At 62.9% G+C, this 18,769-nt stretch carries 22 protein-coding genes; 11 read left to right on the top strand and 11 right to left on the bottom strand.

What is annotated here, in order from left to right; all coding sequences use genetic code 11:
• The first annotated feature begins 114 nt into the window (after nt 1-114).
• The 5 genes from IAG25_RS29550 to IAG25_RS29530 all read left to right on the top strand — a co-directional run bounded on the left by IAG25_RS29550 (nt 115) and on the right by IAG25_RS29530 (nt 6,102).
• Complete coding sequence (locus IAG25_RS29550) at nt 115-1,644, top strand: MFS transporter (protein ID WP_035507288.1); 1,530 nt, start codon at nt 115-117, stop codon at nt 1,642-1,644.
• Nucleotides 1,645-1,813: 169 nt separating this feature from the next.
• Nucleotides 1,814-3,388 (top strand): aldehyde dehydrogenase (NADP(+)), encoded by a 1,575-nt coding sequence (locus IAG25_RS29545; protein ID WP_187607991.1) that lies wholly within the window; start codon nt 1,814-1,816, stop codon nt 3,386-3,388.
• A gap of 114 nt (nt 3,389-3,502) precedes the next feature.
• Complete coding sequence (locus IAG25_RS29540) at nt 3,503-3,757, top strand: helix-turn-helix domain-containing protein (protein WP_187607990.1); 255 nt, start codon at nt 3,503-3,505, stop codon at nt 3,755-3,757.
• Nucleotides 3,757-5,109: a type II toxin-antitoxin system HipA family toxin gene (locus IAG25_RS29535; protein WP_187608067.1), complete on the top strand. Its 1,353-nt coding sequence runs from the start codon at nt 3,757-3,759 to the stop codon at nt 5,107-5,109. Before IAG25_RS29540 ends, IAG25_RS29535 begins: the two co-directional genes overlap by 1 nt.
• A gap of 54 nt (nt 5,110-5,163) precedes the next feature.
• A complete protein-coding gene (locus tag IAG25_RS29530) occupies nt 5,164-6,102 on the top strand; it encodes an SMP-30/gluconolactonase/LRE family protein (protein ID WP_187607989.1) in 939 nt (312 codons plus the stop codon).
• Here IAG25_RS29530 and IAG25_RS29525 read toward each other — a convergent pair.
• From IAG25_RS29525 to IAG25_RS29515, 3 genes are all read right to left on the bottom strand, one after another.
• On the bottom strand, nt 6,099-6,524 hold the full coding sequence (locus IAG25_RS29525; protein ID WP_187607988.1) for a GNAT family N-acetyltransferase: 426 nt from the start codon (nt 6,522-6,524) through the stop codon (nt 6,099-6,101). The genes IAG25_RS29530 and IAG25_RS29525 overlap by 4 nt on opposite strands.
• An 83-nt stretch (nt 6,525-6,607) precedes the next feature.
• A complete protein-coding gene (locus IAG25_RS29520; RefSeq protein WP_187608066.1) occupies nt 6,608-7,210 on the bottom strand; it encodes a short chain dehydrogenase in 603 nt (200 codons plus the stop codon).
• A 100-nt stretch (nt 7,211-7,310) separates the two neighbouring features.
• Complete coding sequence (locus IAG25_RS29515; protein WP_187607987.1) at nt 7,311-7,766, bottom strand: hypothetical protein; 456 nt, start codon at nt 7,764-7,766, stop codon at nt 7,311-7,313.
• 169 nt (nt 7,767-7,935) lie between these two features.
• On the opposite strand from IAG25_RS29515, the gene IAG25_RS29510 reads away from it, so the two are divergent.
• Nucleotides 7,936-8,097: a hypothetical protein gene (locus IAG25_RS29510; RefSeq protein ID WP_187607986.1), complete on the top strand. Its 162-nt coding sequence runs from the start codon at nt 7,936-7,938 to the stop codon at nt 8,095-8,097.
• A gap of 66 nt (nt 8,098-8,163) precedes the next feature.
• On the opposite strand, the gene IAG25_RS29505 is transcribed toward IAG25_RS29510, so the two are convergent.
• A complete protein-coding gene (locus tag IAG25_RS29505; protein ID WP_187607985.1) occupies nt 8,164-8,787 on the bottom strand; it encodes a DUF3005 domain-containing protein in 624 nt (207 codons plus the stop codon).
• Between the two features lie 283 nt (nt 8,788-9,070).
• Here IAG25_RS29505 and IAG25_RS29500 point away from each other — a divergent pair, with 283 nt between their 5' ends.
• Both IAG25_RS29500 and epsC read left to right on the top strand, forming a co-directional pair.
• Nucleotides 9,071-9,304 carry a hypothetical protein gene (locus IAG25_RS29500; protein WP_035507299.1) on the top strand — a complete coding sequence of 78 codons (234 nt, stop codon included), beginning with the start codon at nt 9,071-9,073 and terminating at the stop codon, nt 9,302-9,304.
• A gap of 126 nt (nt 9,305-9,430) precedes the next feature.
• On the top strand, nt 9,431-10,432 hold the full coding sequence (epsC, locus tag IAG25_RS29495) for a serine O-acetyltransferase EpsC (protein WP_371881896.1): 1,002 nt from the start codon (nt 9,431-9,433) through the stop codon (nt 10,430-10,432).
• 57 nt (nt 10,433-10,489) lie between these two features.
• Here epsC and folE read toward each other — a convergent pair whose 3' ends face one another.
• The 4 genes from folE to IAG25_RS29475 form a co-directional block, all read right to left on the bottom strand.
• Nucleotides 10,490-11,140 (bottom strand): GTP cyclohydrolase I FolE, encoded by a 651-nt coding sequence (folE, locus tag IAG25_RS29490; RefSeq protein ID WP_035507302.1) that lies wholly within the window; start codon nt 11,138-11,140, stop codon nt 10,490-10,492.
• Nucleotides 11,141-11,222: 82 nt separating this feature from the next.
• A complete protein-coding gene (locus IAG25_RS29485) occupies nt 11,223-11,426 on the bottom strand; it encodes a hypothetical protein (protein ID WP_035507304.1) in 204 nt (67 codons plus the stop codon).
• Nucleotides 11,427-11,506: 80 nt separating this feature from the next.
• Entirely contained in the window at nt 11,507-11,950 is a 444-nt protein-coding gene (locus tag IAG25_RS29480) for a VOC family protein (protein WP_035507307.1), read from the bottom strand.
• A 15-nt stretch (nt 11,951-11,965) separates the two neighbouring features.
• Nucleotides 11,966-12,397 carry a YybH family protein gene (locus IAG25_RS29475; protein ID WP_187607984.1) on the bottom strand — a complete coding sequence of 144 codons (432 nt, stop codon included), beginning with the start codon at nt 12,395-12,397 and terminating at the stop codon, nt 11,966-11,968.
• Between the two features lie 166 nt (nt 12,398-12,563).
• Here IAG25_RS29475 and IAG25_RS29470 point away from each other — a divergent pair, with 166 nt between their 5' ends.
• Nucleotides 12,564-13,199 (top strand): TetR/AcrR family transcriptional regulator, encoded by a 636-nt coding sequence (locus tag IAG25_RS29470; RefSeq protein ID WP_187607983.1) that lies wholly within the window; start codon nt 12,564-12,566, stop codon nt 13,197-13,199.
• Nucleotides 13,200-13,224: 25 nt separating this feature from the next.
• Here IAG25_RS29470 and IAG25_RS29465 read toward each other — a convergent pair whose 3' ends face one another.
• Nucleotides 13,225-13,647 (bottom strand): YybH family protein, encoded by a 423-nt coding sequence (locus IAG25_RS29465; protein WP_187607982.1) that lies wholly within the window; start codon nt 13,645-13,647, stop codon nt 13,225-13,227.
• A 134-nt stretch (nt 13,648-13,781) separates the two neighbouring features.
• Nucleotides 13,782-15,170, bottom strand: a complete 1,389-nt coding sequence (locus IAG25_RS29460) for an MFS transporter (protein WP_187607981.1) — start codon at nt 15,168-15,170, stop codon at nt 13,782-13,784.
• 307 nt (nt 15,171-15,477) lie between these two features.
• Between IAG25_RS29460 and IAG25_RS29455 the strand changes: the two genes are divergently transcribed.
• Nucleotides 15,478-16,431: a 2-hydroxyacid dehydrogenase gene (locus tag IAG25_RS29455; protein WP_187607980.1), complete on the top strand. Its 954-nt coding sequence runs from the start codon at nt 15,478-15,480 to the stop codon at nt 16,429-16,431.
• A gap of 67 nt (nt 16,432-16,498) precedes the next feature.
• Nucleotides 16,499-17,395 (top strand): LysR family transcriptional regulator, encoded by an 897-nt coding sequence (locus tag IAG25_RS29450; RefSeq protein ID WP_187607979.1) that lies wholly within the window; start codon nt 16,499-16,501, stop codon nt 17,393-17,395.
• Here the strand turns inward: IAG25_RS29450 and IAG25_RS29445 are convergent.
• Nucleotides 17,379-18,755, bottom strand: coding sequence for an aspartate aminotransferase family protein (locus IAG25_RS29445; protein WP_187607978.1), 1,377 nt, complete (start codon nt 18,753-18,755; stop codon nt 17,379-17,381). The two genes, IAG25_RS29450 and IAG25_RS29445, sit on opposite strands and share 17 nt — an antisense overlap.
• Nucleotides 18,756-18,769: the final 14 nt, after the last annotated feature.

Genomic DNA, 18,769 nt, shown 5'->3' with positions numbered 1-18,769 from the left:
CAGCGCCTGCTTAAAAATCCGCAGGCGCGGTCTCTTTTCAGCACTTCGCAAGCCGCCCGCCCGACCGTGACTCAAACGCCATCCGCATTACCGTTCAGAACCGCGCTCTACGCGATGCTTGGCATCGGCCTCGTCAACATGCTCGTCGCACTCGATCAGACGGTGGTCAGCACGGCGCTGCCGTCGATCGTCGCGGAACTGCACGGCTTCGAGTTCTACGCGTGGATCGCGAGCGCGTATCTGCTCGCGTCGGTCGTCACGGTGCCGGTGTTCGGGCGGCTCGGCGATTACTTCGGGCGCAAGCGCTTCGTGCTCGCGGCGGTGATCACGTTCACGATCGCGTCGGTGCTGTGCGGGCTCGCGCCCAGCATGTTGTTCCTCGTGCTCGCGCGCGGGCTGCAAGGCATCGGTGGCGGGATGATGGTCGGCACCGCGTTCGCGTCGATTCCCGATCTGTTCCCCGATCCGCGCACCCGCGTGCGCTGGCAGGTGGTGCTCGCAGCGGCCTATGGCATCGGTACGGCGGCGGGGCCGTCGCTCGGCGGCTGGATGAGCCAGCACTGGGGCTGGCGCTCGACCTTTCTCGTGAATCTGCCGGTCGGCGCGGCGGCGCTGTATTTCATCTGGGCGCATCTGCCGAATCTGCACCGGCCGCGCGCGGGCGACGTGAAGATCGACTGGACGGGCGCGGCGCTCGTCGCGCTGGTGCTCGGCGGCTTTCAGGCGCTGATCGAGGCGTTGCCGAAGGACGGCCTCACGACGGCCAATATCGCGCTCGGCGCCGGCGTGGCGGTGTGCGCCGTCGCGCTCCTGATCTGCGAGCGGCGCGCGACGCACCCGATCATCCCGCTCGACATCTTCCGCGACGCGCAACTCAACACGCTGTTCACGCTGTCGTTCCTGGCGGGCTTCGTGATGTTCTCGCTGATCTTCTTCGCGCCGCTCCTGCTGCAAGGCGGCTTCGGCCTGTCGCCGCAGGTCGCGGGTCTGCTCGCGACGCCGATCGCCGCGTGCATCGCGCTCGGCAGCTTCATCAATACGCGCATCGTCATTCATATGCGCAAGCCGGTGAATATTCTCTCGATCGGTTTCACGCTGCTGCTGTTCGCGTCGGTCGCGCTGGCGTTCGCGCGCGAATCGACGCCGCATCTGTGGATCGAGCTGCCGATGGCCGCAACCGGCATCGGCCTGGGCTTCATTCTGAACAACATGAACATCTTCGGGCAGGAGATCGCGGGCCGCGAGCGCTTCGGCATCACGACGGCGCTGCTGCAATCGACGCGCATGGTCGGCGGGATGATGGGCACGAGCATCGTCGGGACGATCGTCGCGCATCACTACGCGAGCGTCGTGGAGCGCACGGTCAGCGTGCTGGGCGCGTCGGCGTCGGAGCAATGGCTGCCGCGCCTCGCCGATCCGCGCATTCTCGTCGACGAAGCGTTGCGCGAGCGCATCCTCGCCGGACTGAGCGCCGCTGGCCTCGATGCGCCCGCGCTCCTCGACGCCGCCCGCGACGCGCTCGTGCAGTCGATCCACATCGGCGTGATGCTGACGGCGGTCGCCGCGCTCGTGGCGGCGCTTCTGGTACGGCGCATCGCGCACATCACGTTCAAAAAGCACGCGACGCCGGTGCCGAAGTCCTGAAGCGCAATCTTTGATATGTGGTTGGTCGCGCCTATAGTTTCTGCGTCGCCGGACGGACCGGTTTTCAATGCCTCGCGCGGAACGCTTGCGCGGGCCGCGGGTCACTCGCTTTAGCGGGCGGCCGCGCGACGCGTCTGCCGCCCACCGCCAACAGAGATGAGGAGCTGACATGAAGATCACCGGAGAGATGCTGATCGGCGCATCGGCCGTGCGGGGCACCGACGCCACGCTCCGCGCGTTCGACCCCGCGCGCAATGCCGATCTCGAGCCCGCGTTCGGCGGCGGCGGCGCGGCGGAAGTCGCGCGCGCGTGCGAGCTTGCCGAGGCCGCTTTCGACGACTATCGCCACGCGCCGCTCGAAACGCGCGCGCAGTTTCTCGAAGCGATCGCGGACAACATCATCGCGCTCGGCGACACGCTGATCGAGCGCGCGATGGCCGAATCCGCGCTGCCGAAGGCGCGTCTCGAAGGCGAGCGCGCACGCACGGTCGGGCAATTGCGCCTGTTCGCGTCGCTCGTGCGCGAGGGCCGATGGCTCGCGGCCACGCTCGATTCCGCGCAGCCGGACAGAAAGCCGCTGCCGCGTTCCGATCTGCGTTTGCAAAAGATTCCCGTCGGGCCGGTCGCGGTGTTCGGCGCGAGCAACTTTCCGCTGGCGTTTTCGGTGGCGGGCGGCGATGCCGCATCGGCGTTCGCGGCGGGCTGTCCCGTCGTCGTGAAATCGCACCCGGCGCATCTGGGCACCTCCGAGCTTGTCGGACGCGCGGTGCAGAAGGCGGTCGCGGACAGCGGCCTGCCCGAGGGCACGTTTTCGCTCGTCGTCGGCGCGGGCAATGCGATCGGCGAGGCGCTCGTCGCGCATCCGGCGATCCAGGCGGTCGGCTTCACCGGCTCGCGGCGCGGCGGGCTGGCGCTCGTCGATATCGCGGCGAAGCGGCTCGTGCCGATTCCGGTTTTCGCCGAGATGAGCAGCATCAATCCGGTGTTCGCGCTGCCGGGCGCGCTGGCGGCGCGCGGCGACACGCTGGCGGCGGCGTATATCGATTCGGTCACGCTGGGCGTCGGCCAGTTCTGCACGAATCCGGGCCTCGTGATCGGGCTCGCGGATTCGGATCTCGATGACTTCATCGACAACGCCGCGGCGGCGCTCGAAAAGAAGGGCACGCAGACGATGCTGACGGCGGGCATCGCGGCGGCGTATCAGGACGGCGTCAAGCATCGCGATGCGGCCGCGAAGCGCATCGCGACGGGCGAAAAGAGCGAGGCGTCGAGCGGCGCGCTGCCGGCGCTGTATCGCGTGAGCGCGGAGGAATTTCTCGCGAAGCCGCAACTGGCGGAAGAGATTTTCGGGCCGACTTCGGTGATCGTCGTGTGCGGCGACGAGGACGAGATGATTCTCGTCGCGCGCAGTCTGGAAGGCCAGTTGACCGCGACGCTCCTGATGGAGAAGGACGACGTCGAACTCGCGCGGCGGCTCTTGCCGGTGCTCGAACGAAAGGCCGGGCGGATTCTCGCGAACGGTTTTCCGACGGGCGTCGAGGTTGCTTACGCGATGGTGCACGGCGGGCCTTACCCGGCGACCTCCGACAGCCGCTCGACGTCGGTCGGCGCGATGGCGATCGAACGTTTCCTGCGGCCGGTGTGTTATCAGGATCTGCCGGCGGCGCTGTTGCCGCAGGCGCTCGCGGATGACAATCCGCTGTTGCTCTGGCGATTGCGGGATGGGCAACTTGGGCCGAATTGAGGCTGCGCATTATCTCTGTGGCGAATAAAAGCGTTTTATTCGTTACGGAGATATCTTGACGGATATCTGTTTGATGAATAAAGTGCATTTATTCGCCAAACAGATATAGCCGTCATGCACCAAGTCATCGCAACGATCGGACAGATGGGGCACGTGCTTGCGGCCGGCCGCAAACGTGCCGGCCTGACCCAGGCGCAAGCGGCGGCGCGAATGGGCATCAGCCAGAGCCGCATATCGACGCTCGAGCGCGATTCCGGCGCGCTGACGCTGGATCAACTGCTCGCGTTGTTCGGCGTCTACGGCCTTCAGTTGCTGGTGCAGGATCGGCCGGACAGTGCCCGAAGCGAAGCGAACGAGGCGCAATGGTAATGGCCGGACGCCGGCCTCATTCCCGGGCATTATCCGTCTGGGCCAACGGACAGCGCGTGGCGACGTGGAGGCTGCCTGCGCGCGGGCTGGCCGAACTCGTCTACGACGATGCGTGGCTTCGCTCGGACGAAGTGCGTCCGCTCTCACTGTCGCTGCCGATCCGGCTCGACGGCGCGCCGCTCAAAGGCGAGGCGGTAATCAATTACTTCGACAATCTGCTTCCCGACAGCGAGGCGATCCGGCGGCGCATCGCGCAGCGTTTCCAGACCGAAAGCCTCGATGCCTTCGACTTGCTGCAGGCAATCGGTCGCGACTGCGTGGGCGCCGTGCAATTGCTTGCGGACGACGAATCGCCCACGGACGTCCAAACGATAGAAAGCACGCCGCTGACCGACGATGACATCGCGAACCTGCTGGATCAAGTCGCCGGCGGCATGCCCTTCGGCTCGGACGATGACGACGATTTCCGCGTTTCGCTCGCCGGTGCGCAAGAAAAGACCGCGCTGCTGCGGCACGAAGGAAGATGGCTCAGGCCGCACGGCGCGACGCCGACGACGCACATCCTCAAGCTGCCGCTCGGCCTCGTCGGCAATCGCCGCGCCGATCTCACCACGTCCGTCGAAAACGAGTGGCTTTGCCTGCGGCTTCTGCAAGCGTTCGACTTGCCGGTCGCGAACGCGGACATCACGACGTTCGGTGAGCGACGCGTACTTGTCGTCGAGCGTTTCGACCGGCGTTTGCATCCGGCAGGAAACTGGATTCTCCGTTTGCCGCAGGAAGATTTCTGTCAGGTGAACGCATTGCCGCCGCACAGGAAGTACGAACAGGACGGCGGCCCGGGCGTGCTCGATCTCGCGCGCGTGCTGCAGCAATCCAGCGATGCGCGCCGCGACATCGAGACATTGCTGACGGCGCAGATTTTGTTCTGGCTGCTTGCCGCGCCGGACGGCCACGCGAAGAACTTCAGCATTCATCTGCTCAGAGGCGGACAATACCGCCTCACGCCGCTGTACGACGTCATGTCGATCTGGCCGGTCGAAGGCGATGGCGCGAATCAATGGTCCTGGTACAAGGCCAAGCTCGCGATGGCGATATCCGGCAAGACCCGGCACTATGCGTTTCGGGAGATTCAGCGGCAGCACTTCAACGCGATGGCGCTGAAATGTGGATTCGGAGAAAGCGCGGAACCGATCATCGAGCGCATCATCGGTCGAACGCCCGCGGTCATCGATGAAGTTGCCGCGCAATTGCCGGCCGATTTCCCGCCTCGCGTGGCCCAGCGTATTTTCGACGGCATGCGCAAGTCGCTTGCCGCGCTCGAAGCGATGCCATCCGCCGGGGCTTCGACGTAGTCACAACGCACCCTGGACGCCCACGCGTGGGCTCTTCCTTGGAGACAGAAAAGCATGACGAACAACGAGCGCCGTTACCCCGACCCCGCCGTGCGCGTGCTGGACCCGCGTTTCAACGCATTGCGCATCGCATCGGCGTCGGTGGAATGTCTTTATCAGGGCGCGCGCTGGTCCGAAGGGCCGGTCTGGTTCGGCGACGGCCGCTATCTGCTCTGGAGCGACATCCCGAACAACCGCATCCTGCGATGGGACGAGGAGAGCGGTCAGGTCGGCGTGTTTCGCAAGCCGTCGAACAACGCGAACGGCAACACGCGCGACCGCGAAGGGCGGCTCGTCACCTGCGAGCATCTGGCGCGGCGCGTGACGCGCACCGAATACGACGGCTCCATCACCGTGATCGCGGACAGCTACGACGGCAAGCCGTTCAATTCGCCGAACGATGTCGTCGTGAAGTCGGACGGCTCGATCTGGTTCACCGATCCGACCTTCGGTATCGACGGCTTCTACGAAGGCGAGAAGAACGAAGCGCAGCTCAAGCCGTGCGTGTATCGCGTCGATGGCCAAAGCGGCAAAATCACGATGATGATCGATGCCTTCATCGGCCCGAACGGCCTCGCGTTCTCGCCGGACGAATCGGTGCTGTACGTGGTCGAATCGCGTGCGATACCACGCAAGATCTACGCGTTCGACGTGCTCGACGGCGGCCGCAGACTCGGCGAGCCGCGTGCCCTGATCGATGCGGGAGAAGGCACGCCCGATGGCTTTCGCGTCGACATTCACGGCAACCTGTGGTGCGGCTGGGGCATGGGCGACGCCGAACTCGACGGCGTGCGCGTGTTCACCGCGCAAGGCGAGGCGATCGGTCATATCGATTTGCCGGAGCGCTGCGCGAACGTGTGCTTCGGCGGGCGGCATCGGAATCGCCTGTTCATGGCGGCGAGCCACGGGCTTTATTCGCTCTACGTCAACACGCAGGGCGTGAAGGGCGGTTAGGCCTTCGCGATCTTTTCCATGATGCGCTCGGGATGCCTGCTCGCGGCGAAACCGTGGCGCGCGTAGAGTCCGTGCGCGTCGGATGTGACGAGCATCATGCGGCGCAACCCTTGCAGGTCGGGATGCGCCATCACGCATTGCATCATCCATTTGCCGAGGCCCGCGCCCTGATGCTCGGGCAGCACGAATACATCGGCGAGATAGGCGAAGGTCGTGGTGTCGGTGATCATGCGCGCATAGCCGATCTGCACGCTGCCGCGAAAAAGACCGAACGCGAGCGAATGGCGCGCGGCGCGCTCGACCTTCTCGCGCGCGATGCCCGGCGACCAATACGCCGCTTCGCTCAGATAGCGGTGCACGACATCGAAGTCGAATTCATCGATGTCCGTGCTGAGCCGATAGTCGTCCCGGGTCCACTGCATCGCATCGCTCCATGATCTTCATGAAGCGCCGAGCATAAGCGATCGACGCGCCGTGCTCCATGCACACTTCGCGCCTGTCAGTGTCAGTGCACGTTGTAGATGCGTCCGGTCTCCGCGCCCTCGACGCTGCGGCTGTACGCCAGCGCCACGCGCGCGCCGCTCGCCGCCTCGAAGCCACGGAAGTACGGACCGAAGCTTTCGCGGGCTTCTTCGAGCATCGTCGGGCTCACGACGTTGATGCGCAGGCCGCGCGGCAGTTCGATCGCCGCGCCGCGCACGAAGCCTTCGATCGCGCCGTTGACGGCCGCCGCACTCGCGCCTTCACGGATCGGCGCCGCGCCGACGATGCCGCTCGTCAGCGTGAACGAGCCGCCGTCGTTCAGATAATCGCGCGCGGTGAGCACGAGATTGACCTGGCCCATCAGCTTGTCGTTGAGGCCGAGGCGGAACTGCTCGGGCGTCATCTTCACCAGCGGGCCGAAATGCACGTGACCGGCTGCCGCGACGATTGCATCGACACGGCCGATTTCATCGAAGAGCCGTTTGATGCTGGCGACATCGAGCAGATCGACGCGATGCGCACCGCGCGTCGCACCGATTTCGAAGACTTCGTGACGGGCTTTGAGTTCGGCGGCGACCGCCCGGCCGACCGTGCCGGTTGCACCGATGACAGCGATTTTCATGATTGGGCTCGCAACGGTTGATGAACTTTGCATTGTGCGAGCGAGCGGACGCGCGAAAAAGGTGCGTCCGCTTCAAGGATTGCAAAGCTGCGGTTTCGAATGGCTATCGAGTAGCGAGGCGCGCGGGCATCGGCGAAAGAAGATAGAGCGATGCCGCGAACTTGCAGACGAGTCCCGCGCCGCTCACGAACGCGGCCGCCGGGAAGACGTGCCATTGCAGCGCGAGCGTGGGCGCGACAAGCGCGACAGAAGCGAAACCGAGCGCGACGGCGAGCCAGCGCGCCCATTGCAGCCGCGACGCGACGCACACGTACAGCAAGCCGACCAGCACGCGCGAAGCGACCGATGCCGCGAGCGGATGGCTCGACGCATCGCCCGGAAGGCCGATCGCGAGCGTCAGCGCGAACTCCGCCCAGGAGAGCGCATAGGCCGCGCCGAGACACGCGATCGCGGACGTGAAGCGCTGCTCGGGCGTAACGGTGTGGCGGGTCGTCGTCTGAAGCTGCGCCGGTTCCTCGGATTCCGGCGGACAGGCGTCGTAGGCGTGGATCGTCGTCATCTGGTCTTTCCCCTTTGTCGATTCCGGGCGGTCGTCTTGTCGGCCGGGATCGCAATTGCTGCGATGCGGCGCTTCGTTGGCCGTCTCACTGCGCATACGCCGTGCCTGCTCCGGGGAACACGTATTGCTTCCCCTCATATTGACGACTTAACGACCACAGGAGAGCGCGATGAACAACGTAAAGGAACAACGTCCTCATTCGGAACGTGACGAAGACGATCTGGACAAGGCTGTCGAAGACACTTTTCCCGCAAGCGATCCGCCCGCGACGGGCGGCGTGACGCGCATCGAATCCGATGATGAAGAGAAAAACAAAAAGCAGGAGCGCTGAACGCAACTGAAGGCAGAAAGAGCCGCATATTCCATGCGGCTCTTTGCTTATGAAGGAACTGCGTCTTCAGCCACGCTCGAGTTCGAACAGCCGCGAAGGCCGCATGTGATTGAGCGCATAGTGCTTGCGTCCGCGCAAGGTGTGGCCATGCGGATCGCGGCCTTCGAAGCGGAACTTGTCTTCGACCTCGGGCACAGTCGGCGCGACCATGCCGCGATCGATCAGTCGATAGCCGCGTTCGAGCGCAAGCAGGACGCCATTGCGTCCAGGACGGCTGTCGAAGCCACCGAGGCCGTCGCCCGGTTCGGGCACGTAGTTCACCGGCGTCGCATTCGAGTTGATGACCGAGTCCGGCTCGCGTGCGAGCATCTCCACCTCGCGCCGCGCGTGAATGCTCTTCGCATCGGCATCGACGGTGTCATCGGGTCCGTCGTCGTTCGCGACATCGACACCGCGCGGCGGCTTTTCATAAAGACCCTGCGGGCCGACATGCATACCTTCCTTCGTGGTTTCCGCTTTCACGGCCGCGCCTGCGCCCGCATGCGCTTCGCCACCCGATGCGGCCTTCATCGCGTCGCTCATCTTCACGTGAGCCGTTTCCGCGGCGGGCGTCTTGATCGGGCTATCGGCGATCTGATCCTTCTGCTTGTCCTGCGTCTGCTGCGTCTGGTTCGATTCATCGTTGCTCATCGCATTGCTCCGTTGGACCTGAATTGACCAAGCCCGCACGCAAGACTCGTTCCGGCTATTTGGCGACGGAACCGCGAGCCTTGCCGGAGGGCGCCTTATCGGATACCCAAAATTTCAGGCTTTTTTTTCGACCCCAAGCCGATTTCCTGCAAGTATTATTTGGAACCTGTCGGCGGCAAAGCGCAACAGAAAGAGATGCGAGCAATCAGGAGGGCGCGTCTCGTTGCCGTCGAAGAAGAGCAATGCGATTCGAACGAGCAGGGCACTTTCACACAGGTGACTCATGCAACACGATGCAGCCTTCTCACATCGAGGCTACCTTCTAAACTGCGCGCCCGCCCGGGCCGGAGATGGCAGCTATCAGCCGTATGTGGTGATCTCGCGATCGAGCGATGGCGAACTCGTCGCGAACCGCTTCTTCCCATCGGACTTGCGATTTCGCAGCGAGGGCGATGCCATCGCGCACGCGCGCGACTGGGCCGTGCGCTGGATCGACGCAAGCAACGTGACAGTGTGAGCGATGTCCGGATGAAACAGCGGGACCACCGGCGCGCGAGCCGCCGGGCGGCAGGCTTCTCCAAAACGGGTTACCCTTGACGTTTCATCCGTCGTGCACGAGCGCGGCGGCCGTTTCTCTTGCTTCATGGCCGACATGCAGAACACGCCCACGCCCGGCACCCTACCGCCCATCGAAACATCCCGCGACACCGCACGCGACACACCTCACGAGTGGGGCCTCGCGCAGATCGTCGCGGACTTGCGCCAGTCGCGCGAAGAACTGCATCGCACACGGCATCCGCTCGGCATACGCGAACTGCCTTCACGCGACGCGATCGTCAAAATCGTCAACGGCTTGCGCTCGGCGCTGTTTCCCACGCATTACGGCGCGCCCGATCTGACCGACGAAAGCGTCGATTATTACGTCGGCCAGACGCTCGAAAGCAACTTGCGTCTGCTGCACGAGCAGATTCGACGCGCGCTGCGCTTCCTGCCCGAGCATCGCGATACGAGCGATGCCGAGCTTTCCGCGCATGCCTTCGCGATCGCGCGTGAATTCGGCTCGCAGTTGCCGCAGATTCGCGCGTTGCTGGTCAGCGATATCCAGGCCGCGTTCACGGGCGATCCGGCCGCGCAGCACATCACCGAGATTCTGCTGTGCTATCCGGGCATCTGGGCGATGACGCATCATCGTCTCGCGCACGCATTGCACAAGCTCGGCGTGCCGCTGCTCGCGCGCTTCATCAACGAGATCGCGCATTCATTGACGGGCATCGACATTCATCCGGGCGCGACCATCGGGCCGAGTTTCTTCATCGATCACGGCACGGGCGTGGTGATCGGCGAGACCGCGGTGATCGGCCAGCATGTGCGCGTCTATCAGGCCGTGACGCTCGGCGCGAAGAGCTTCCCTTCGATGAGCGATGGCTCTCTCGTCAAAGGCAACGCGCGGCATCCGGTCGTCGAGGACGATGTCGTGATTTACGCGGGCGCGACGATTCTCGGCCGCGTGACCATCGGCAAAGGTTCGGTCATCGGCGGCAATGTGTGGCTCACGCACAGCGTGCCGCCGGGCAGCAACGTGTCGCAGGGCAAGATACGCGAGGGCAGCGGGCCCGATGCGCCGGGCAACGGATTCGGCGCATGAAACGACGAAAGGGCCGCGAGGCCCTTTCTTTTTACGTGCGCGTGTTGGCGATAGCCGTTACGTGTTCGACACGCTGAACGCGTTCTGATCGCTGACGATGGAAAGAAATTCGCGGCGCGTCGATGGATCGTCGCGGAACGAACCGAGCATCCGCGATGTGACCATCGAGACGCCCGCCTTGTGCACGCCGCGCGTCGACATGCATTGATGCGCGGCTTCGAGAATGACGCCGACGCCGAGCGGCTGCAGCACCTCGTTCAACGTATCCGCGATCTGCGCGGTCATCTTCTCCTGAATCTGCAGACGCTTGGCGAAAGCATCGACGAGACGCGCGAGCTTCGAAATGCCGACGACGCGCTTGTTCGGAAGATACGCGACATGCGCGCGGCCGATGATCGGCACCATATGATGTTCGCAGTAACTTTCGAAACGAATGTCCTTGAGGACGATCATCTCGTCATAGCCTTGCACTTCAGAGAACGTGCGCGCGAGAATTTCGTGCGGATTTTGCGTATAGCCCGCAAAGAACTCTTCATATGCACGCACGACACGGCCCGGTGTATCGAGCAGACCTTCGCGCTTCGGGTCGTCGCCGGCCCAGCGCAGCAAAACACGCACGGCGGCTTCGGCTTCCTCGCGGGTCGGACGATCGGCTGTGTCAGCGGGCATGTCCGAGCCTGAAAGATGGTTTTTGCGCGGGGCGCTCATCGAAAGCTCCTGTCAGTCAAGATGCAATTAGTGCATATGGCACCCCGCCATTGTTCCACGTTTCCGAAGATCGATATGCGTGTCAGGTTTTTCCGCCGCCATCGATGCCCGAGCCCGTGCGCCATGCCTGCTTGCCTTCCTCTGACAACTGGCCGCTGCTGTGATCCTTGTCGGGTTGCGTGCCGGGCTCGGCCATCGGCCCGCCCGGCTGTTCCTGCGAGGTTTGCTGCTTGCCCTTGCGCTGCGCGATGCGGTCTTCCTGAGAACGTCCGGCGTAATTGCTCATGTCGCGGCTCCTTTCGAATTGATGCGATGAAAGGCGCGCAAGACGCGTTCCAGGCGGCGGCTACTGAACCTACTAAACCATCACGCCGGCTTGCCTTCGACGCCGCCGAGCACCATCCACGAAATGCCGAACTTGTCGGCCACCATGCCGAAGCGCTTGGCGAAGAACGTTTGCGTCAGCGGCATCTGCACCTGCCCGCCGTTGGCGAGCGCGTTGAAGTATTTTTCCGCCTGCTGTTCGTCGTCGACCGTGAGCGAGAGCGATACGCCCTTGAACTCCGGCTTGCCGCTGCACATGCCGTCGGAACCCATCAGCATGGAATCGCCGACGGTGAAGGCCGAGTGCATGATCTTGTTTTCCGATCCCGGCGGAATGCCGCAGCCGCTGGCCGTTTCAGCCTTGCCGGCTTCCGGGTTTTCGCTGTAGCGCATCATCATGACGACTTGCGCGCCCAGGTTCTCGCGATAGAACGTAATCGCTTCTTCGCAGCGGCCTTCGAAAAACAAATAGGGTTGCACTTGCATGTCTGCTCCTTGGGTTTATGACTTCTCGTCAGGGTCCATGTCCATCACGAGCGGCACCGATGCGTGTTCATGCACGACACGCCAGTCGCCGTCGATCTTCCTGAAGCACACGGTGGCGCGCACGATGTCTTCCTGCTCGCCCACGGCGACGCGGTTGACGGTGTGCGCATAAGCCAGATCGCCGCTCGCGGCGACTTCCACTTCCCGCATCTCGAACGCGAGCGGGCCTTTCATGCTGTCGAACCAGCGCCGCCAGTTCTCGCGATAGTGCTCGACGCCTCGAATAGACGCGGGCGGCACGACATCGAACACGACGACATCCGGCGCGTAATGGCTGACGAGCGCATCGACGTCTTTCGCGAGCACGGCCTGCCGCCACGCTTCGATCAGTTCGCGAATACGCGCGACATCTTCATCCGCATGCGTACGATCGTTCTGGTTTGTCATGGCTGCTCCTTCGTATGACGGTCCGCATTGCACACGATGCCGCCGCGTCGTGACAAAGCAACGGCAAGCATCGACATGGAATTATTTTTTGCGTTGTGGACACCGTCCACAAAAAGTAGCAGAGATAATGGACAGTGTCCACATATGGAAAGCCCGACGAATCAAAATGACAAATGGCAAGCCGCGCGGCACCTACCGGCATGGGGATTTGCGACGCGCGCTGATCGATGCGGGCATCGAGCTGGCGCGCGAAGGCGGCCCGGATGCGATCGTGCTGCGCGAGGCGACACGTCGCGCGGGCGTGGTTCCGAACGCGGCCTATCGTCACTTCGAGAGCCGTCAGGAATTGCTATCGGCGGTGCGCTCTGCGGCGCTGTCGTTCGTCGCGCAGGCGATGGAAGAGGAACTGGCGGCGCGCCCAAAAAAGCGTCGCCGCGCCGATGCGGCACGCGCGGGATTGCGGGCTATCGGAGCGGGTTATCTGCGCTTTGCGCAGACGGAAACGGGGCTTTTCCGCACGGCCTTCGTGGCGCCGCAAGCGGAATGGGCAGAGCATGACGGGACGTATGGCGCGGGGCCGAGCGGACTCGATCCGTTTGAGTTGCTCAGTCGCGCCCTGGACGAGATGGTGGACGCGGGCGCGCTCGATGCAAAGCGCAGGCCCGAAGCGGAATATCTCGCATGGAGCGCCGTGCATGGCTTCGCGCTTCTCGTGATCGAAGGCCCGTTGCAGGGGTTGAAACGCACGCAGATCGAGCCGCTTGCCGGGCGCCTGCTCGATATGGTCGAAAGCGGGCTTTGAAGCATGTGTCGCGCGGGACGTGGCTTCAGTGCGTTACCGGAGGCACCAGTTCCACGGGAAGCGGCACCGAAGTATGTACGTGACTGATCAGCCAGTCTTCGTCGGTCTTCGACAGGACCAGCGTGGTTCTGACGAGATCGTGCGTTTGCCCGGTATTGATCCGGGTGATGCAGAACACCGTGCCGAGATCGCCGTTCACCTGCATGACGGCGTTCTCGAGTTCGAACGAAATCGGTCCATCGAGCTTGTCGAACCAGCCTTGCCAGACGGCGCAATGCCCCTCGGCGCCCTGGTGAGCGAGCGGTGGAAAGATATCGAACACGACGACGTCGTCCGCGTAGAACGGCCTCATGTTGCGCGCGTCTTTCGTTGCCGCGGCTTTGGCCCATGCCTTCAGCACGGCTTCGATCTGTTGTGCCGACTGTACGGCTTCGTTTAATCTGGTCACGCTGACCTCCCGGTTTCGATGAAGCTGTCACTATGCCGGGGTCGCGCGCGAATGAGGAGAGGCTTTCGTGAAACGATGAATTTTGCGTTCGCTGAAAAAGGAGCGCGCCGCATCGGACGACGCGATTCACCTGCTTATTTCGACTTCGCTGGCCGGGTCTCATCGGCTATCGGTTCGACCACGCTGAAGAGCAACAACAGGCACAGCGCCGCCGTTCCGACCATGTACAGGAAGACCGCGGTCCAGCTATAGCTGTCGAGCAGCATGCCGACCGCCAGCGGCGCGCACGCGCCACCGATCTGACCCAGCGAGTTCACGATGCCGAAGGCCGTCGGATACGTGGCTTTGGTCGCGAGGCCCATCGGATATGCGGAGTAACCCGCGAAGCCGATGCCGAGCATGAGGCCCGCCAGCATCAGCGCTGCGCCGAGGTACGCGACGCTGTCGGGTGCATCGATGAGCAGGAAGGTCATGATCATCGTGCCGAGTGCGCCGAGCATCATCATCGGCTTGCGGCGGCCGCCGAGCAGGCGGTCCGAGATGATGCCGCCGAGCATGTTGCCCGTCACCGCGCCGATGAACGGCGCCGAGGCGAGGAAGCCCATCTTCACCGAAGCAAAGCCCTTCACCGTGACGAGATAAGTGGGAATCCACGAGATGAAGATATTGCTGATGCCGATCATGCAGCCATAACCGAGCGCGATGCCGAAGATATTCCAAGAGCCGAACACCTGACGAATCGTTTCGAGCTGCGGCACGCGCTTCGTGCGATTGATCGCGTCGAGCCGGGGCATCGGCGTCATGTGCGCGCGGGACAGCGACTTGCCGTCGTTGCCGCCGACGGTCGTTTCATCGGCGATATAGCGGCGTTCGGCGGGCGAGCAAAAGCGATTCTCGCCCGGCGAGTTGGTGACGAAGAACATCCACACCACCGCGAGCAGAATGCCCGGCACCGCGAACACATAGAAGATCTCGCGCCATCCCCACAACTGAATCACGATGATGCATACCGAAGGCACGATCAGCGGCCCGAGTTTCGATGCCGCGATCCACAAGCCCGTGGCCGTGCCTTTTTCCTTCGCGGGAAACCAGCGATTGATGACGTTCGTGCAGCCGATGCCGAGCGGCCCTTCCGATAAACCGAGCCCTACGCGATACGTCATCAGCAGAATGACCGACGACGTGGTGCCCATCAATCCCGTGAACACGGAAGTGAGAATCATGAAGACCGAGAACAGCAAGCCGGTGGTCCTGTCGCTGAGCCGCTTATACAGCAGTCCGACGGGAATCTGCACGAAGCCATACGCGAACGAGAACAGGCTCACGATCAGACCGGCCTGCGTGTTGGTGATGTGATATTCCTTCTTCAGATACGGCAACGCGATGCCGAAGTTGGCGCGATCCGCACACGCGATCGCCCAGATGCAGAAGATCAGTCCCATCACGACCCAGCGGTGCTTCGTGCGCTTCTCCGCGACAGGTTCGGCCTTCGAAGGAGCAATGATGCCGTCGGCGTTATTCATCACGATGCCTCCCTTCCTGCTTGCGCTGCGACTTGAAGGAGGCGAATCGATGCAATGCGGGTAGGGCGCAGGCTCACGCTGTTGTCTCCGATTTCATTTTCAAGGCTTTATTGTCGATATGCCTTCTGATGCTTCGAATTGTGGATAGGGTGCGCAATAGCGTCCAATCTTTTATTGCTATTACCTGATTCCCGGATTGAATCGATCGATTCGTGGATCAATTGATAGCCTTTTGGGATTGGACGCCTTCGGCAAAAGCAGACATCATCCGCTCCACATCGGAAACGAACACCACGGAGCACGCGAATTGAAGCCGAGCATTCTGCAACTGAACCCGATCCTCGTACCGGCCATCAACGACAAGCTGGATGCGCTCTACACGATGCATCGCCTCTTCGAGCAAGAGGATAAGGACGCGTATATCCGCGAGCACGGCGCATCGATTCGCGGCGCGATCACCGGCGGGCATACAGGCATCTCGAACGATCTCATCGAGCGCCTGCCCGCGTTGCAGGTGATCGCTGTGAACGGCGTCGGCACCGATGCGGTCGATCTCGAATTCGCGCGCTCGCGCGGCCTTCCGGTGACGGGCACGTTCGGCGCGTTGACCGAGGATGTCGCCGATCTCGCGATCGGTTTGATCCTGACCGCGCTACGCGAGATTTGCCCCGGCAACGATTTCGTGAAGACGGGCCAATGGGTGAAGAACCCGAGCCCGAGCGCGATTCCGCTGTCGCGCAGGTTCAGCGGCAAGCGCGTGGGGATCGTGGGTCTCGGCAAGGTGGGCCGCGCGATCGCGCAGCGCGCAGCCGCGTTCAACTGCCCGATTGCTTATACCGATATGCGCCAGATGAACGATGTCGAATATCGCTTCGTACCCGATCTGCTTTCGCTCGCGCGCGAAAGCGACATTCTCGTGCTCGCCGCCGCGGCCGACAAGGCCAAAGGCATCGTGAATGCCGCCGTCCTCGATGCATTGGGCAAGGACGGTTATCTCATCAACATCGCGCGCGGCAAGCTCGTGGTGGAAAGCGATCTCGTCGAAGCGCTGTCGCGTGGCGCGATCGCGGGCGCGGGACTCGATGTCTTCGTCGATGAACCGAACGTGCCGGTCGAATTGTTCGATATGGATCGCGTCGTGCTGCAGGCGCATCGCGCGAGCGCGACGGTGGAATCGCGTACGGCGATGGGCGAGATGGTGCTCGCAAGTCTCGCGCAGGGTCTCGCAGGTCAGCGTCCGGAAGGCAGTCTCACGACCTGATGCACGCGCATGAATCCGTCCGGGGCGAACATATAATGATCGGCTATCACTTCAACGTCGATTACGAATGCTCGATCTCGGACAAGTGCGTTGCTTCGTTGCGGCCGCGACGGAGCTGAACTTCAGGCGCGCAGCCGCCTTGCTCAACATGACGCAGCCGCCGCTTTCCAGGCAGATTCATCTGCTCGAAGAGAATCTGGGCGTGAAGCTGTTCGAGCGCGTCGGCCGCACGGTCAGGCTGACCACCGAAGGGCGCGTGTTTCTCGCGGATGCGGCGCGCCTGCTCAATCTGGCCGAGCAGGCCGAAAGCACGGTGCGGCGCGCGAACAAGGGCAAGACCGGGCGCGTGCGCATCGGCTTCACGGGCGCCGCGGGTTATGAGTTGATACCCGAATTGCTCGTCGCGGCGAAGCGCGATCTGCCGGATATCGATGTCGTACTGCTCGAAATGATTTCCGTCGCGCAGATCGAAGCTTTCGAGGCGAACGCAATCGATCTCGGCTTCATGCGGCCGCTACCGTCGCGGCAGAAAGTGGAGTTCCTTCTCGTCGATCGCGAGCCGATGATCGTCGCGCTGCCGGCAGGGCACGCGCTGTGCCGCTTCGATCGACTCGAACTTGCGCAGTTGCACGAGCAGGCGTTCATCATGCACTCGCCGACGCACGGCAAATACTTCCACGATCGCATCGTGAGCATGCTTGTCGCCGATGAAGTGAAGCCGCATTTCACGCAATACATCGATCAGACGCCGACCATTCTGTCGCTCGTTCGCGCGGGGCTCGGTGTTTCGATCCTGCCGGCGTCATCGCGGCGATTTCATTACGACAATGTCGAGTTCAGGGATATCGCCGGCAATACCGTGCAGGCCGAAATGAGCATGGCATGGCGTTCCGATCAGGACAATCCCGCCGTCACGGCTTTCAGGCACATGGCGGCGGAATACTTCGCTAAACGGCGTTCCTGATCTGATGCGCAGTTGCGTCTATGGCGGCTTTGGCCTTGTCGACGATCTCGTCTATCTCGTCATGCGTGACGACGAGCGGCGGCGACAACAACATGCGATCGTGACTCGCGCGCATCACGAGATTGCCTGCGAAACAAAAGTCGCGGCATATCGTGCCGATATCGTCGCCGTTCGAAAAGCGCTTCCTCGTCGCGTGATCTTCGGCAAGCTGAATGCCTGCGACGAGTCCCGCGCCCGCAATTTCGCCGACGATAGGATGATCGCCCAGCGCATCACGCAAACGCTTCTGGAAATACGGACCTGCATCGTGCTTGACGCGCGCGACGATGCCTTCGTCCCTCAACAGCTTCAGATTGGCCACCGCAACCGCGGCCGCTACCGGATGCCCCGAATACGTGAATCCGTGATTGAACTCGCCGCTATTCACGATCGCATCCGCGATGCGATCCGACAACGCGACCGCGCCCATAGGCACATAGCCGCTTGTCAGGCCTTTGGCCATCGTGATGAGGTCGGGCTCGAAACCGAAGTGCTCGTGCGCGAACCATTCGCCCGTGCGCCCGAATCCGCCGATCACTTCATCGGCGATCAGCAGCACATCATGCTTGCGGCAGATGCGTTCGATTTCCGGCCAATAGCTCGATGGCGGAAAGATGACGCCGCCCGCGCCCTGGAACGGCTCGCCGATGAACGCCGCGACGTTTTCAGCGCCTAGCTCGACAATCTTTTCTTCGAGCTGACGCGCACATGCGACCCCGAATGCTTCTGCATCCATCGCACCGCCTTCGCCGAACCAATACGGCTGATCGATATGCGCGACATGCTCCATCTTCGATGGCATCTGCTCGTGCATGTAGCTCATGCCGCCGAGCGTCGCGCCCGCGATGGTCGAGCCGTGATACGCGTTCGTGCGGGCGATGACATAGCGCTTCGCCGGCCGGCCTTGCACGGCCCAATAACGATGCACCGCGCGTAGCGCCGTATCGTTAGCTTCCGAGCCGCTGTTGCAATAGAGAAAGCGATTGAACTTCGCGGGCGCGATCTCCGCGAGCAGCGCGGACAACTCGATCACCGGCGGATGCGTCGTCTTGAAGAAGGTGTTGTAGAAGGGCAGTTCGTGCATCTGTTTGAGCGCGGCATCGGCGAGTTCGCGGCGTCCATAACCGACATTCACACACCACAATCCCGCCATGCCATCGATGATGCGATTACCTTCCGAGTCCTGGAGATACACGCCCTCGGCCTTCACGATCACGCGGCTGCCCGCGCGATTGAGCTCGCCCATATCGGAGAAAGGATGCAGATGATGCGCGGCATCGAGCGCGCGGTAATGCGCCGTCGAATCGAATCGATCGTTCATGTCGTCGTCTCCCT

The organism is Caballeronia sp. EK (genome assembly GCF_014384845.1).
Lineage (GTDB): Bacteria > Pseudomonadota > Gammaproteobacteria > Burkholderiales > Burkholderiaceae > Caballeronia > Caballeronia jiangsuensis.
Note: the sequence above shows the minus strand (reverse complement) of the source record. Positions and strands in the feature narration are given on the sequence as shown.